The 16,603-nt window shown below is 53.8% G+C and carries 9 protein-coding genes; 5 read left to right on the top strand and 4 right to left on the bottom strand.

Translation table 11 applies throughout. From position 1 onward, the window contains the following. Window positions 1-59: 59 nt before the first annotated feature. From NMUL_RS07440 to ppk2, 4 genes are all read right to left on the bottom strand, one after another. Window positions 60-782, bottom strand: coding sequence for a hypothetical protein (locus NMUL_RS07440; RefSeq protein WP_238529772.1), 723 nt, complete (start codon window positions 780-782; stop codon window positions 60-62). Then, entirely contained in the window at window positions 779-2,743 is a 1,965-nt protein-coding gene (locus NMUL_RS07435) for a DNA repair helicase YoaA (RefSeq protein WP_041352457.1), read from the bottom strand. Before NMUL_RS07435 ends, NMUL_RS07440 begins: the two co-directional genes overlap by 4 nt. A 654-nt stretch (window positions 2,744-3,397) precedes the next feature. Continuing rightward, the gene (locus NMUL_RS07425; protein WP_011380750.1) at window positions 3,398-3,838 is read right to left on the bottom strand and encodes a hypothetical protein; all 441 of its coding nucleotides are present in this window, start codon (window positions 3,836-3,838) and stop codon (window positions 3,398-3,400) included. Window positions 3,839-4,329: 491 nt separating this feature from the next. After that, entirely contained in the window at window positions 4,330-5,154 is an 825-nt protein-coding gene (ppk2, locus tag NMUL_RS07420) for a polyphosphate kinase 2 (RefSeq protein ID WP_202944813.1), read from the bottom strand. Between the two features lie 1,166 nt (window positions 5,155-6,320). Here ppk2 and NMUL_RS07410 point away from each other — a divergent pair. The 5 genes from NMUL_RS07410 (at window position 6,321) to treS (ending at window position 16,584) form a co-directional block, all read left to right on the top strand. Further along, complete coding sequence (locus NMUL_RS07410; RefSeq protein ID WP_011380747.1) at window positions 6,321-7,721, top strand: TolC family protein; 1,401 nt, start codon at window positions 6,321-6,323, stop codon at window positions 7,719-7,721. Beyond that, window positions 7,718-9,340 (top strand): efflux RND transporter periplasmic adaptor subunit, encoded by a 1,623-nt coding sequence (locus NMUL_RS07405; RefSeq protein WP_011380746.1) that lies wholly within the window; start codon window positions 7,718-7,720, stop codon window positions 9,338-9,340. The genes NMUL_RS07410 and NMUL_RS07405 overlap by 4 nt, the downstream gene beginning before the upstream one ends. 1 nt (window position 9,341) lies before the next feature. Continuing rightward, window positions 9,342-12,521, top strand: a complete 3,180-nt coding sequence (locus tag NMUL_RS07400; protein WP_011380745.1) for an efflux RND transporter permease subunit — start codon at window positions 9,342-9,344, stop codon at window positions 12,519-12,521. A 372-nt stretch (window positions 12,522-12,893) separates the two neighbouring features. Beyond that, window positions 12,894-13,280, top strand: coding sequence for a small metal-binding protein SmbP (gene smbP, locus NMUL_RS07395; protein WP_011380744.1), 387 nt, complete (start codon window positions 12,894-12,896; stop codon window positions 13,278-13,280). Window position 13,281: 1 nt separating this feature from the next. Then, complete coding sequence (gene treS / locus NMUL_RS07390) at window positions 13,282-16,584, top strand: maltose alpha-D-glucosyltransferase (RefSeq protein ID WP_011380743.1); 3,303 nt, start codon at window positions 13,282-13,284, stop codon at window positions 16,582-16,584. Window positions 16,585-16,603: the final 19 nt, after the last annotated feature.

Here is a 16,603-nt window from a genome sequence, read left to right as displayed (position 1 = left end):
GGGAGGGTACGCGATACGCGTGCCAGAATAGCAAAAGGAATTGGATTGCTATCCCCGGATTAGAAGTCATAAATGACACGTGAGGTCAGCAGCCACTCGGTTCGCTCGGTGTTCAACTGCGACGGTCCGCCGCCCACCTGAATAATCGAGTGCTTGTTGAAGACGTATTGGAGCTGGGGGGTCAATCGGTAGCGCCAGCGCCGTTCTTCTATTTCATTGTTCAACTCTATACCCAGGGCGAGATGTTTTGAATAACTGTAAAACAGGCTGTTATTGAGCACACCGACGAACTTACCGGATTTACCCAAAGCGGTGTGCCGTACCCCGAGCATGTTCATCATGCTCCACATGTCAGAAAATTTATAATCGTTCAAATAGAGGATTTCCGCCCCGAACACTTTTTCATCGTTTTTTCGCCGCCCGATAGCCTGCCAGCCATGCAGCATGCGACCCTGCGCGAGCGTACCGAAAGAACCTTGCAAAGAAACCTTATATTGCTGCAGAAAATCATTCTCGATCGGTAGTTCCAATTCGATCGAGTGACCATCCATATAGCTGTATTCGATCTCGGGCGACCAGCGTAGCATCTCCGCCCCCGGCGAAAGATTCAGCAAGGCATTGATCTCGAGTTCACCCTTCTTTGCATCGAGCGGATCGACCAGGTCAAAGACCATCGGCTCGGGTCTGTGGCTTTGGGAGCTCTCGGACGCATCGTTGTTTTCGCCGCGCACATCCTGCATGAAAATACACCCCGCCAGGAGCGCGGGCAAAATGTGCTTCACGCCTGGGTCAAGGTGGAATTTGCCGAAAAAAACGCTTCCACTTCAGCCAGATTGCGTGTGCGCTTCATGGGGGGCAGGCTCTGCCAGATTTTTCTGCCATAGGGCCTGCTGATCAGGCGCGGATCGCAGATCATCAGTACCCCCCGGTCGGTTTCATCCCGGATCAACCTGCCAGCTCCTTGTTTCAGATTGATCACAGCGTGCGGCAATTGATACTCCATGAAGGCATTACGGCCCTCCTTGTTGATTTTGTCGATACGTGCGGCAAGCACCGGGTCATCGGGAGGAGCGAAAGGAAGTTTGTCGATCACCACCAGGGATAATGCTTCTCCACGCACATCCACGCCCTCCCAGAAGGATTGGCTGCCGATCAGAATTGCATTGCCCATCTTCCGGAAACGCTCCAGCATGTGGGAGCGCGCACCTTGGCCTTGCAGCAGCAGAGGGTAGTCGAGTCTTTCCCGCTTGAATGCCTCCAGCAGCAATTCATATGTCTTTTGCATCGCGCGCAGGCTGGTGCACAGGAAAAATGCCCGCCCCCGGCTGGCCTTCAATACCGGCAGCGCTGCCTTCACCACGTCTTCCGTATATCTGCTGCTGTTCGGTTCCGGAATGCCTGCTGGAACATAGAGCAAAGCCTGATGGGCAAAATCAAAGGGACTTTCCCAGCACATGGAATGCGAAGGGATGGTTCCCGTATTCAGCCCCATCTGATCGTTATAATGAGAGAAGTCGCCCTTGACTGAAAGTGTTGCGGACGTAAATATCCAGGCGCGTGGAGGGCCGCCCAATTGTTTGTTGAATATCCCCGCAATGGAAAGCGGGGTGGCATTGAGTTGCAATGCCTGGCTGAATACTTCCACCCACCGCACGAAGCCTTCGGCTTCAGCCTGTTCTTGCCAGCGTTTTATACGGCCGGCGATTTCCCGAGAACGCTGCCAGCAATTTTCCAGACCATCCGAGCGCTCAGCTTGGCTTTCGAGCAGATCGATCAGGCTATCCAGTCTTTCCTGCAATTCGCTCAGCGCGCCGGCAAATTTTGCGTTAGCCTTGATTGCAGTCACCGGCATGCGCATGTTCTCCCCTTCCACAGTCAAGCGCAAATCGCGCGCGGCCTTTTCCATTGCCGCGATAGCAGGGGGGAGGGGAGCAAAATCTTTTGCATTCCCCAGTGCTTCAGCCTCGCTGTCCCGGGCCAACTCCAGCAATTGACCGGTGCTGACGGATTCCCCAAAGAAGAGGCTGGCTGTTTCCGGTAACTGGTGAGCCTCGTCAAATATCACTGTATTGCAGGTGGGGAGCAACTCCGACAGTCCTTCATCACGCAGCATGACGTCGGCAAAGAATAGATGATGGTTTACCACCACCACATCGGCTGACAGGGCCTGCTTGCGTGCTTCGATGACAAAACAATCCTTGTAGTGCGGACAGTTCGAACCCAGGCAATTATCGCGGGTGGAAGTGACGTACTGCCAGACTGAGGCATTTTCAGGTACTTCACTCAAGCCGCTCTTGTCCCCGCTCTTGCTGTTCTTGGCATAACGTTCAATCAAGTTCAGATACTTCACCTCTTCTCGGCTGACGAGGGCCGGTCGGCTTTCCTGGAAGGTAAGCTCGAGATGATAGTGACAAACGTAATTTGCCCGTCCCTTCAACAAGGCCACGGTAACTGGAATTTTGAGCGCGCTCTGAACGGTTGGAATGTCACGGTTGAACAACTGATCTTGCAGAGTCTTTGTCCCCGTGGAAATAATCACCTTTCCCCCTGTCATCAAGGCGGGCACCAGATAGGCGAAGGTTTTGCCCGTGCCCGTTCCGGCCTCTGCAATCAGGATCGTGCTGGAGGCAATGGTATCAGCAATTGCCTGAGCCATTTCCCTCTGCTGCGTACGCACTATATAACCTGGCACACTCCGGGCTAAAGCGCCCCCAGCAGAGAAAAGGGAATTGATATCGAGCATGGAAGGTGTCATCAACCTTACACTATGATATCCCAGTGTCAGGAATAAGGCATCCTGGCTATAGGTATTGCAAGGGAAGGGGGGCTATAACTGGAGCGATTTATGCGAGTTAACACAGGCTGAATGACCTGCTGTAGCGAGACGAACGCACTTCAGCAGCGCTTCCTCAGGTACGCGCTTACTGCAAAGTGTTATTTAATACTGTTCTTGCCTCTGGTTCCGGGTGACGTGGGAAAATATTCAGGTTTGTGCGATAAGAGTTCCGTTTTTCATGAAAGCGCTCTTTCCTGACATCCCAGGTTTCTGAGGCGCTCTTTCATGACGAACTTCCACGGCCCCCTGATGGGTTTTGTCCCAAAACGTCCAGCACAGCGGATCGCTGTAGAAATCTCTTTTCTGCGCCATATTGCGTGCCAGCCTGTTAAGCGTCCCGATGCTGAGCAGTGCAAAGATAACCAGAATTATCAGCGGGAACCATCTTTTTAACAATGATGCCTCCACGGCTTATGCCGGATTGTTTTTATATCATCGATTAAGAGCCATTTTGACGATAGGATAGCACAGGAATTTCGTCGGCGACCCTTACTTCTTCCTGTGAGTTATTTGCATACACAGGCAATGCCAAAAGATGTCTTGCTACCTCAATTCGGCACCTCAATTACTCCGGTTATGGTTTGGTTGCGGAGCGGAATCCCCGGCTGCCTGGTGTGAGCGTGTGCCGTAACCCTCTTGTTCGAGCCTTGCCGCTATTTTGCGATGCAAGGCTGCTCTGCCAAGACTTGCCTTGGCTGCCTGCTCATATCTCTGCATCAAGGCCCAGGTATGCGATTGCTGATCCTGCGCCAGTCGTCCGTATAGATAGCTTTTTTCCTGATAATGGTCGAGCAGTTTTCGCTGCTCGTTTGCTCTGGTGCGCATTTCTTCAGCCAGATTCTCAAATTGCTTTGTCAAAGCGTAATGATCCTTATATGTTCTGGCTTCCTCCACCGTTTTCAGGAGAGCACGACTGTTGACCGCCTCATATGGACTCATGGGGGCGCATGAAGCCAATAGCGCGAGCATGAATACAATTGTTGGAAAACTTCTTGTTGTCATACAGACGCCTGACCTGAAGCTGAGTTGAACCAGGGAAGTGGACGATACGAGTGTTCTGCTTATGGAACAGCGTATCAACCGTAAAATACTTTGTCAACTTTATAATGTATAAAGTGTCTAAACTCTCAGGAAGATGTAAAGTAAAGGGTAGAGCAAGTGAAACAAAAATAAGGATGAGCATTAAAATCACAGAACCCAACATAGCTTGTGAAAGTCATAACTTGTAAGTTATGACTTGTTTATTGCGCGGGACATGTTTCTATGGAATGAGGCAGCAAGACTGCGCAAATGAATGCGGTGGCATCTCAAGGTCTTGAGAAGGCAGGGAGTAATTCCGCTGGTATTGCATCTGACGGGAGGAGATGCATGCCAGCCCCTTTAACGGATCATGACGGAGAGGCGCCGCCGCTCCCTCGGCGAGCGCCAGGGAGAGCAGGGCGACTTGAAATGAAGGTATTTCCAGAAAGGTTACGTACAATGAAACAGTACGCCTATACTGCCAGCAGACCTTCCTCTATGAAGGAGGCGGTAAATATCGATACAATTTGCGGGTCCGGCAAAATCAGGTGCTCGTCTTTGTCTTTGTAATCCAACCGGCTGAGAATGTCCTTGATGACATTCAGCCGGGTCAGCTGCTTGTTGTCCGCATGCACAATGATCCACGGCGTAATCAAATTGTGTGTATGCGTCAACATCTTGTCGCGCGCTAATGTATATTCATCCCATTTTTCGAGAGCATACCCATCGAGCGCGCTGATTTTCCATTGCGCCAGAGGATCCTTTCTGCGCTGGCTCAGCCTTTTTTCCTGCTCGGGTTTACTGATATCGAGGTAGTACTTTAGAAGTTTGATGCCGGAGCGTATCAGCATGAGCTCGAACTCCACTACCGAGCCCATGAATTCTTCATACTCCGTATCGGTACAAAAACCCATTACCTTTTCCACGCCCGCCCGGTTGTACCAACTGCGGTTAAACAGCACGAGCTCCTGCGCTGCCGGAAGGTATTGAACGTAACGCTGGAAATACCATGTGTTGCGGTCGCGGTCCGAGGGTTTGCCGAGCGCGACCACCCGTGTTTCACGCGGACTCAGGTGCTCGGTGATCCGCTTGATCGTGCCGTCCTTGCCAGAGGCATCCCGCCCTTCCATGATAATCAGGATCTTGTCACCGCATTCGATGAGGTGCCGTTGAAGCTTTACAAGTTCAACCTGGAGTTTGTACAGCGTGTCCTCGTAGTCTTCCTTGGATATTTCGGACGCCTGTGCTTCCTTTTCCTTCTTGTCTTCCTTTTTGCCCATCGTCAGGTATTTCTCCATGTAAAATCCGAATCGCCAGAGGATGCGAAGACACCGAATGTCGATAGGATGGAGTTCAACTTGAATTTATCCAACCTTTTACTATGATAGATCAATAGTTGCTGAAGAATCGGGACGGATATGAATTTCCTTTATAACACGTAACTCTTGTTCTGGCAGGGATAGATGCCTCATACTGGATAATATGATGGTGCGTACGCGCATATTCTTATCGATTCTGATCATGTTGTCGCTGCCCCTGCAAAACGCTCTGGCAGCCCTCATGCCGTTATGCGCTCAAGCCGGAAATATATCTGTATCTGCGGAACCTGAAAATCAAATTGATCATGAAGTCCCTTCCGCAGCTTGCCCCTTGCATGACGACAGCAATCACAGACAACCGGGTGTTGATAACGCAGAGGGTGAGGCGGATCTGACCCTTTCCTGCGATGGAGTCGTTTGCCACATAAGTGGCAATGGCCTGCCATCTGCGGCCCCTGCACTCAATCTTTCTGGCGGATTTTCTTACGCTATCCTGCCCGTTTCCCGCTTTTCCTCTCCGGTTCTTCAGCATCCGCAACGACCTCCTCTAGCTTGATCTCTTACGCGTATTGAACCAGCGGCCTGATGGCAGGTCTTTTGCTGCCCGGGGTTTTTGTATAAGTCGTTTTCCTTGACGAAAATTCCACCGGCTGATTTTCTATTTTTTCTATTGCTGAATCGGTAAACCGCGGGGATTATGTGTATTCAAGGAAGTCAGGATGATTACGCCACTCTTCGCTGTACTGCAACTGGCGCCAATACTTTGCGTGCCTATCTACCCAGGCACTTGAGAGTGATGTATGAGCGAGTATTGTTTAATGATCGAGTATTCCACAAGCAGAACTTTGAACCAGCGAAGGACAAAAAAACAATAGTTGAGTGCGCCCGGGCTACGAAGACAGCTACACCTGCGAATCTTATTCCAAGCAGGGGAATAATAGTGAAAGTTGACCGGATCAAGCCCTCGGCAGGATAAACCATGATCCTATCCCTGCCAGGATGGCAATATTTTTTCGACTGAGGGAGAGCGCTTTGGCTGAACAGGCCAAGGAAGGCGTGGAGCGGCATTCTTCCTTGAAAAATCAGGTTCGATTACATCCTCGTCAAAAGGCAGAGGCAAACCCCGGCAGGACAGGGGAGGCGCAATGATTCCCATTGGAATCACCCCGGTACTTGCCGCCGTCATACTTTCTACACTGGCCTGTGCGGAAGTTTTGCCTCCGGCAGGTAGAGGAACGTTTCCACAGGCTGCTCCAGAACAATCTGCGGAAAATTTTGCGACGAGCCATCCCCAAAACTCAGCTTCCCTGGCTATCCTGGCCACCCTGATTGCAGAAGCTCTGGAGAACAATCCGGAAATCCAGGCTGCATTGCGGGAACGAGAGGCTGCCCACCAGAGAATATCGCCTGCGGAAGCACTGGAGGATCCTGTTCTGGAAGCAGGGGTGATCAATGCCCCGCTGGCATCTTCCACTTTTAACCGTGAGGACATGACCATGAAAATGATTGGTCTGTCCCAGCGTTTCCCTTTTCCAGGGAAACGCGGTTTGCGTAAAGATATCGCCACCAGGGATGCAGAGGCCATTGAATATGGTTATCAGGAGACCATCAACCGTGTTGTACGTGATATCAAGATCTCGTATCTCGATCTGGGCCTCACCCTTGAAATGACCCGCCTGGTCGAAAAAAACAAGCTCATCCTGGAAGAGCTTCTCCATATTGCTGAAGATCACTATGCGGTAGGACGAGGAAACCAGGCCGATGTGCTAAAGGCCCAGACGCAGGTATCCGGAATGGCGAATGAGCTGCTGAAGCTTGCAAGAGAAAGACCGGTAATCGAAGCTGAGCTGACACGCGCCCTTGGCCGAACCGGGAATAAGCTGTTGCCAGTACCCCCACCGCCGCAATTGCATGAGGAAATCCTGAGCCTGGAACTGTTGCTCGAGGCTGCCCTGACCCAACGCCCCCAGTTGCGGGCGCTGCAAAGCCTTGTTGCCCGCAACGATAAATCGCTGGAACTCACGCGCAAAAATTATTATCCCGACTTCGACGTGCGTATGTCTTACGGTCAACGCGACAACATGCTGGACAACAGCCGGCGCCCGGACATGGTAAGCCTAACGGTGGCAATGAACCTTCCCTTGTGGCGTGCCGGCAAACTCGAGCCACGCGAAGCGGAGTCACTGGCGATGCGTGATCAGGCGCGGAGCACTTATGAAGCGCAACGCAATGAGGTGGCGGCAAGACTGCGCCAGCAGGCAGCATTAGCCGAGCAAACCCTGAAATCTGCGCGGCTCTACCAGACAGCCATTCTGCCCCAGGCACGGCTTACGGTCGAATCCACCCTGGCGGCTTATCGGGTTAATCGGGTCGATTTCATGACACTGCTCGACAGTCAGATGACGGTATTCAACTCCGAAATCAGCCTGGCGACGACCATAGCAAGTTACAACAAGGCGCTTGCGGAGATCGATCTGCTCACTGGTAAATCGCCAGACAACTTATTACCTATTCCCCGGGAGCTGATGTCAAAGGAGCACCTGTGAAGCTTGGTGTCAAATTAACAGCTTTTGTTGCCCTGGCTGCAATCTTGTTTGTCGCCGGCTATTGGTGGGGCGCAATCCGGCCTTCGACTTCTGCCGCCAAGGCCTCGAGTGTGGTTTCAGTCGGCGGTAAGCCTGAAAGGAGGATTCTCTATTATCGCAACCCCATGGGGCTGCCGGACACTTCGCCGATACCTAAAAAAGATCCCATGGGCATGGACTACATACCTGTTTACGAGGACGAGGAATCCACTTCCGCCGATGCGGCAGTCAAGATCGGCGTCGAGAGGATACAAAAACTGGGAGTAAGAACCGAGCGGGTCGGCATGCGCGAACTCAGCCGCACCGTAAGGGCGGTAGCGACAGTGCAGGCGGATGAACGACGGCTCTACGTCGTGGCCCCCAGGTTCGAGGGATGGATCGAGCGGCTCCACGTCAACACGACGGGACAGATGGTCAGAAAGGGTGATCCATTGATGGACGTGTATAGTCCCGACCTGATCACAGCCCAGCATGAATATCTTATCGCCCGGAGAGGAACAAAGGACGTGGAGGATGGCGGCCTTGAGGTTCGGGCGGGGATGGAACGACTAGCTGAGAGTGCCTTGCAGAGACTGCGCAATTGGGACATATCCGCGGCCGATCTGAAGACACTCCAGCAGGAAGGCAAGTTTACACATTCCGTCATATTTCGTTCTCCGGCAAGCGGCGTGGTTTTGGAGAAACGGGCGATTCAGGGACAGCGCTTCATGGCGGGAGAGATTTTGTATCAGATTGCGGATCTCTCCAGAGTATGGGTGCTCGCAGACGTGTTTGAGCAGGATCTTGCCACGATACAACCGGGGCAGGCTGCCGCCATTCGGGTTGAGGCCTATCCGGACAAGGTGTTCCCAGGCGAGGTGACGTTCATATACCCCACGGTCAATCCGGAAACCCGCACAGCCAAGGTTCGCATGGAGCTGCCCAATCCACAGGAGTTGCTGAAACCGGCGATGTACGCGAAAGTGGAGTTTGGTTCAATCCAACGTAAGGACAGAGTGCTCGCCGTCCCCGAATCGGCCGTACTCGATGCCGGTACCAGGCAGTCTGTGCTGGTGGATCTCGGCGAAGGCCGCTTTGAACCGAGACTCGTGAAGCTGGGCAAGCACGCGGACGACTATGTGGAAGTTCTGGGGGGACTGAAGACTGGGGAAATGATTGTGGTGAAAGCCAATTTTCTCATAGATGCCGAAAGCAACCTCAAGGCTGCACTGAGCAGTTTTACCCGCAGCAGCCAAGCCTCGATGCCTGGTGAAGAGAGGGAGGGAGGCCGGACCGCCTCTGGCTCATCCGGAACTGTACCTTCATCCCCGTCCCCATCTTCATCGAGCCATCGCGGGGAAGGCATCATCGAAGCGATCGATGTGGCCAATACAACCCTGACTCTTGCCCACCGCCCGATCGCAAGCCTCGCCTGGCCGGAGATGTTGATGGACTTCAAGGTTCTGGACCCAGCGTTACTACGGATGTTGAAACCCGGCCAGAAGGTTGCTTTCGAGATAACGGAAGCATCGCCGGGCGAATACGTTATTGTGCGTATACAGCCCCAGGCCAGCGCTGCCGATCACGGAAAGAAGCCCTGAGATGGCCGGCAATATCATCGAATGGTCGGTACGGCACCTCTTCCTGGTGCTGGTCGGGACATTCTTCGTAATAGTCTGGGGCTTATATTCAGTATGGAAGACCCCAGTGGATGCGATTCCGGATCTTTCGGACGTGCAGGTCATCATTTATACGGAATATCCGGGCCAGGCCCCCCAGGTCGTCGAAGACCAGGTTACCTACCCGCTCACCACTGCCATGCTGAGTGTGCCGAAATCCAGGGTAGTGCGTGGTTTCTCCAGTTTTGGCGTGTCGTTCGTATACGTCATCTTCGAGGATGGCACAGACATCTATTGGGCACGCTCGCGCATATTGGAATATCTTAACTTCGCGGCAGGCCGCCTGCCACAAAATGTGCAGCCTTCCCTTGGTCCGGATGCAACCGGGGTAGGCTGGGTCTACCAATATGTCGTAACCGCGCGGGATCGTGCACTGGACGAGTTGCGCGCAATCCAGGACTGGTTCTTGCGTTATCAGTTGACAGCAGCGGAAGGCGTGGCGGAAGTAGCCAGCATCGGCGGATTTGTACGGAGCTATCAGGTAACGGTAAATCCGCGGCAATTGCAAGCGTATGGTATACCGCTCAGAAGGGTATCCGAGGTTATCGCTGCCAGCAATCGCGACGTCGGCGGGCGCGTGATCGAGATGACGGAAACCGAATACATGGTACGGGGCAGGGGGTATCTACGTGACGTCGAGGATTTGGAGAAACTGGTCGTCAAGGCTGAGAAGGGTACTCCCGTTCTGCTGCGTGATATCGCGCGGGTGGAATTGGTTCCGGAAGAGCGCCGCGGGATCATCGAGCTTGACGGCGAAGGAGAAGCTGTCTCGGGTATTGCAGTGGCGCGGCATGGCGAACATGCTCTCGATATCACACGCAATCTCGAAAAGAAAATCGCCGAGATCATGCCGGCCTTGCCGGAAGGTGTTTCAATCCGGTCCCTCTACGACCGCTCGGATCTGATCCAGCGCGCCATCACGACGCTGCGTGAGGTGTTGACCGAGCAGATCATTATTGTAGCGCTGGTTTGCGCGGTCTTCCTCATGCACGTGCGGAGCGCCCTGGTGGCGATCATCATGCTCCCCATCGGCGTACTCATCGCTTTCATCGCAATGCGGTTCCTTGGCATCAATTCCAACATCATGAGCCTTGCAGGGATCGCTCTCGCGATTGCTGAAATGACCGATGCAGCGATCGTCATGATCGAGAATGCACACAAGCATCTTGCGCGCGCTGGCTCGGAAGTTTCAAGTACAGTACGCAAAGAGGCCGTCATTGATGCTTGTAAGGAAGTTGGCCCATCGTTGTTCTTCAGCCTGTTGATCATCACGGTATCGTTCCTGCCTGTATTTGCCCTCGAAGCGCAGGAAGGGCGCATGTTCCAGCCACTCGCCTATACCAAGACTTTCGCCATGGCGGGCGCCGCGATACTTTCCATCACCCTCGTTCCGGCCCTGATCCTGCTCCTGGTTCGTGGCCGCATCCCGCATGAGCAGGATAATCCGTTGGGCCGTATCATGATCTGGACCTATCGTCGGGTGATGGATTGGGTAATGCACTGGAAAAAGGCGATCATTCTGGCGGCACTTGCAGTACTTGGAGTAACTGTCTATCCGGCACTCAAGCTCGGCACGGAGTTCATGCCCACCCTGAATGAGGGCACTTTGCTTTTCATGCCGGTGACCCTGCCAGGCATTTCCGTGACGAAGGCGGCCGAGATATTGCAGACGCAGGACAAGATCATCAAAAGCTTTCCGGAGGTGGCATCAGTGCTCGGGAAAGCGGGGCGGGCCAATACTGCTACCGACCCGGCGCCTCTGGAGATGGGTGAAACCATCATCAACCTGAAACCGGAGGCTGAATGGCGCCCCGGGATGAGCATGGATAAGTTGATCGCTGAAATGGACCGGGCGCTCCAGATGCCAGGAGTGAGCAATGCCTGGACCATGCCGATCAAGAACCGGACCGATATGCTTGCCACAGGCATACGCACGCCCATTGGCGTCAAAGTGTTCGGTTCGGATCTGGAGGAAATCGAAATCCTTGCCAGACAGATCGAGAGGGCGGTAAAAACAGTGCCTGGAACGACGAGTGTCTATGCGGAACGCATTACCGGCGGTTATTACCTCGACATCCAGCCGGACCGTATGGCGCTTGCCCGCTATGGACTTGCCGTAGGTGATTTGCTGGATGTAATCTCGGTGGCACTGGCCGGCGAAACGGTAACCACCACTGTGGAAGGGCGGGAACGCTTCACTGTCACTGTGCGCTATCCACGTGCATTGCGCAGTGATCCCCAGGCAATCGCTACCCAGGTGTTGATACCTACCATGGATCAGGGCATGATCCCGCTCGGGCAACTTGCGCAGGTGAAACTCCTTCAAGGCCCGCCGAGTATCCGCACGGAGAACGCGCTACTGTCGGCTTACATCTTCGTCGATATCCGCGAGCGCGACATCGGCGGCTATGTTGCGGAAGCCCAGCAAGCGGTACGTGAGCAGGTGCGGTTTCCGCCGGGGTATTACGCAACCTGGAGTGGTCAGTTCGAATACATGGAACGTGCTGCCGAAAAACTGAAGGTAGTCGTGCCGCTCACCGCTCTGATCGTATTCCTGCTTGTATATCTAAACTTTCATCGACTCACCGAGACCCTGATCGTCATGCTTTCGGTCCCTTTTTCCTTGGTCGGCGGCATCTGGCTCATGTATCTGCTCAACTACAACATGAGCATCGCAGCGGCGGTTGGCTTTATCGGGCTCATCGGTATCGCGACTGAAACAGGAATGGTCATGCTCACTTTCCTCGATCGGGCGTTGGCGAGTATCACGGCGATGCGGCAAGCCGCAGGCGAAAAAGTGACCGTTGAAGATCTTTACGAGGCAGTGATCCAGGGTGCGGTATACCGGATACGTCCGGTGATGATGACCATCTCGGGAAGCGTCGTTGGATTGCTTCCCGTCATGTTCAGTACAGGCACGGGCTCTGAGTTGACACGGCACATAGCCACCCCCATGGTGGGAGGAATGGTTTCCACTACAGTACTGACGCTGATTGTATTTCCGGCCGTCTTTGGTCTGGTCAAGGGAGTCACTGTACGAGGCGACAGCAAAAGGCAAGCGCTTATGCGTGCAAGAACACAAAAGGGAACTCGAAGAATATGAAACACCTCCCTATTATTATGGGTAGCGCGGACTCCAGGGTAATTGCCAAGATTGCTAACCGCTAAGCTATAAGCAGGGTGTGGAGGCAAACCCGGATGTGGCAAAGGCTCCCGGATTCCCGGATAGATGATGGGGGAAATGAAATAAACGCATTGAAGATGGAGGGCAGGGGGCAGTATCAATATGTCCCAGCGTTGACGGAGGTGTTTTATATCCGGCATTCAGATTTCTGCATCACCCTGTGAACCGTATAACTCTGAAATGAGCCCGCGCAGAAGTTTTAAAGCCCTACTGTACGGACCTCGGTTACGCCCCTTACAATGAGTCCGACAAGGGGCAAGCCTCCAGGATTCGTTCACCAGGAGAGATGTCATGAAAAAGCCATTCTCGTGCAGCTTCATCGCTTTTGCTTTTCTCGCAGGATGTTCTACGATGGATTATGCTACAGATGAACATGAGGACAAGGCGCTTCAGGAATTGGGGCTGGCAGTCAGAAATGCTGAAAATGAGGACGCAGGAGGCGTTATCGCACATACTGAAAAAGCGAAGAAGCACCTGATCGAGGAAAACCACGAACATCCTTATACCCAGCCGTTCATATCGATATATGGACAGTTTCCGAAAGCGGAACATGATATGGAGACATTCGAAGAAATGGATAAGGCGATCGGGGAAGCGAAAAAAGGGAACTTTACAAGAGCCGCGGAGGCTGCCAGAAGAGCTTCTGTTCATCTGAAACAGAAAGCCTGGTCGAAATAGCATGGGACGAGAAGAAGACCCGCTCTGGTACAAGGATGCCATTATCTATGAATTGCACGTCAAGACATTCTTCGACAGCAATGGCGACGGCATAGGAGACTTTTCGGGCCTGATTTCCAAGCTCGACTATCTGGCGGAACTGGGCGTTACCGCGCTCTGGCTTCTTCCATTTTATCCGTCTCCGGGACGGGATGACGGTTACGATATTTCCGATTATCACAATGTGCACCCGGATGTCGGCACCCTGGAGGACTTTCACCGGTTTATCGCGGAAGCTCACAGTCGAGGTTTACGCGTAATCACGGAACTGGTGCTCAATCATACTTCCGATCAACATCCATGGTTTCAGGCAGCGCGCCGCGCCCCACCTGGGTCCGTCAAGCGCGACTATTACGTATGGAGCGACGACAACACCAAGTACAGCGGTGCACGCAGTATTTTCACGGACACAGAGGGATCCAACTGGGAATGGGATGATGTAGCCCAGGCCTATTACTGGCACCGCTTTTTTTTCCATCAACCGGACTTGAATTTTGATAACCCCCATGTCTTTAACGCCATGATGCATGTGATGCGGCTTTGGCTGGACGCCGGTGTCGATGGCATGCGGCTGGATGCCATGCCTTATCTGTGCGAGCGTGAGGGGACCAACTGCGAAAACCTGCCGGAAACTCATGCGGTGATCAAACGCATGCGCTCCGAACTGGATAAACACTACCGCAACCGGATGTTCCTGGCTGAGGCGAACCAGTGGCCGGAGGATGTACGCGAGTATTTTGGCGAGGGCGACGAATGCCATATGGCTTTCCATTTCCCACTCATGCCGCGAATGTACATGGCTATTGCGCGCGAAGATCGTCATCCCATTGTAGAGATCATGGAGCAGACACCAGACATCCCCGAGAATTGTCAGTGGGCAGTGTTTCTGCGCAATCACGACGAACTGACATTGGAGATGGTCACCGACCGCGAGCGGGATTATCTTCACCAGACCTACGCAATCGACCCTCAGGCCCGCCTGCATCTCGGTATTCGCCGGCGTCTGGCGCCGCTGATGGACAATGACCGGCACCGAATCGAATTGATGAATCTGCTGCTCATGACCATGCCAGGGTCGCCCGTGCTCTACTACGGAGATGAAATCGGTATGGGTGATGACCTTCTCCTCGGTGATCGAAATGGGGTGCGCACGCCCATGCAGTGGTCGGGTGCAGTTAACGGCGGATTTTCAACGGCTGATTCTCAACGGCTTTTCCTGCCGGCCATCATCGACCCCGTATATGGGTTTGGGGCAGTGAACGTGGACTCACAGAGACGGAATTCGTCATCCCTGCTCAACTGGATGAAGCGCCTGATTGCGATGCGCAAGGCACACCGGACCTTTGGCCGGGGCACGCTGCGTTTTTTACGGCCTGGCAATCGCAAGATTCTTGCTTATCTGCGTGAGCATGAGGATGAAACGATTCTGTGCGTGGCTAATCTGTCCCGCGTCGCGCAGCCGGTAGAGCTGGATTTAAGCCAATTCAGGGGAAGGGTACCGGTTGAATTGATGGGGCGCACGCCTTTCCCACCCGTGGGTGAGCTGCCGTATCTTCTTACCTTGAGCGCTCATGGCTTTTATGCTTTTCGCCTGACAGCCGATGTGGCCGCCCCTGCCTGGCATGAGGAGCGGCAGGTATCGCCGGATCTGCCTGTCCTTGTGCTTGTGGATTCGGGTTGGGGCACCCTGTTGAACCGGGGCGAGGGTAACGGGGGCATGAAAGACCTGATGGCTCGTCGTGCCCGCCAACAGCTCGAGGAGCAGATCATGCCTCGCTTCTTTTATTCCCAACCCTGGTTTTTGATGCGAAATCTCCCCGTCAGAAAATTTGAGCTGGGGGAGATGCACGAGTGGTCCGCGGAGCAGGGAAGCTGGCTGCTTGCCACCGTTGTTTTAACGCTGGCCAATGATGAGACTTATCGCTTTGCCGTGCCTTTGGCACTGGTGTGGGAGGACGAGGATGAGGCGATTGTGAGCACGCTGCTGCATGCCACGCTTGCCAAGGTTCGCCGCCGGGAGCGGACGGGCGTGCTGTTCGACGCCTTCTGGGATGACGGCTTCTGCCGCGCCGTGATCTCCAGCATGCATGAGGGTTCCGCACTCCTGTTTAAGCGGGGGCAAGTATCTTTCCATGCGACCACCGCTTTTCCCGGCCCGGTGGTTTCAGGCGCGTCAACAACGGTGACCCGGACAGTTTCGGAGAGAGGGCGATTGTTCGTGAACATGGGCGACCGGCTGGTACTGAAAGGATACCGCTGGCTTCTTCCCGGCGTGCATCCCGAGCTGGAGATGTCGCGTTTTCTGACGGAGACGGCAAAATTTACCCACATGGCGCAACTCGCCGGCACCGTGGAGTACACGGACAGTGAGGAAGGCAATTCCACTCTGGCAATCCTCGAGCACTACGCCGAGAATCAGGGTAGCGCCTGGGCTTATACACAGGACTATCTGCAACGCTACCTGGATGAATGCCGCACACAACAAAAGCGTCCCATTGATTCGCGGCATATTGCCTACATGACCCTCATCAATACGCTGGGATTGCGTACGGCGGAATTTCACCGGGCACTTGCGCAGGATGATGCAGAGGGAGCTTTCGGCGTCGAGCCCATTACCTCCGAAGATCTTGCGCAGTGGGCGAGCACCGTGCGTGCGCAGATGGATGAAATGTACAAATTGCTGGAAGCGAAATGGCCGGATGTACCCAAATCCGCGCAGGAGGCCGGCAACGATCTTTTATCAGCCCGGTCGAAATTCTACCGTCGTATCACCCGCCTTGCAGCCATACATCCCCAGGCCTTGAAGGCGCGTTGTCATGGGGATTACAGCCTGCGTCAGGTGTGGCTCTCGAATAATGATTTTCTGATTACGAATTACGGCGGCGGTGCCGAACGCGCATGGCGTGAGCGCCGCTGGAAACAGAGTCCCCTCCGCGATGTGGCAGGTATGCTGTTTTCGTTTTCCGAGGTGGCGGCAGCGGCACTGGAGCATGTCACGGATGAATATCCGGAATCAACCATTATGCTTGCACAACAAGCTGATAAATGGCGAGTGCTTGCCAGCGGCGATTTCCTCAAAAGCTATCGCAGGGCGATGAAGGGAAATTCCCTGTTCCCCGCTGATGCCGGAGTAACCGATGCTTTGGTTACGCTCTTCATGGTGGAGAAAGCTGTTGCCAGCGTGAGTAACGCGCTCGCGCAACAATCGAAGGCAGTCGATGGAACCATGCAGCGACTGATACGGCTGATGCAACACAGAAGGTAGAACAAAGGGAAGAGGGAAA

The sequence above is a fragment of the Nitrosospira multiformis ATCC 25196 genome (assembly GCF_000196355.1).
GTDB classification, from domain to species: Bacteria; Pseudomonadota; Gammaproteobacteria; order Burkholderiales; family Nitrosomonadaceae; genus Nitrosospira; species Nitrosospira multiformis.
The sequence above is the reverse complement of the archived record's forward strand: the minus strand, read 5'-3'. Positions and strand labels throughout refer to the sequence as shown.

What these genes read in the sequence shown, in the direction of transcription:
- ppk2 (WP_202944813.1), bottom strand. Translation starts at nt 5,154, where the DNA reads ATGGAGAAATACCTGACGATGGGCAAAAAGGAAGACAAGAAGGAAAAG.
- NMUL_RS07410 (WP_011380747.1), top strand. Translation starts at nt 6,321, where the DNA reads ATGATTCCCATTGGAATCACCCCGGTACTTGCCGCCGTCATACTTTCT.
- NMUL_RS07435 (WP_041352457.1), bottom strand. Translation starts at nt 2,743, where the DNA reads ATGCTCGATATCAATTCCCTTTTCTCTGCTGGGGGCGCTTTAGCCCGG.
- smbP (WP_011380744.1), top strand. Translation starts at nt 12,894, where the DNA reads ATGAAAAAGCCATTCTCGTGCAGCTTCATCGCTTTTGCTTTTCTCGCA.
- treS (WP_011380743.1), top strand. Translation starts at nt 13,282, where the DNA reads ATGGGACGAGAAGAAGACCCGCTCTGGTACAAGGATGCCATTATCTAT.
- NMUL_RS07425 (WP_011380750.1), bottom strand. Translation starts at nt 3,838, where the DNA reads ATGACAACAAGAAGTTTTCCAACAATTGTATTCATGCTCGCGCTATTG.
- NMUL_RS07400 (WP_011380745.1), top strand. Translation starts at nt 9,342, where the DNA reads ATGGCCGGCAATATCATCGAATGGTCGGTACGGCACCTCTTCCTGGTG.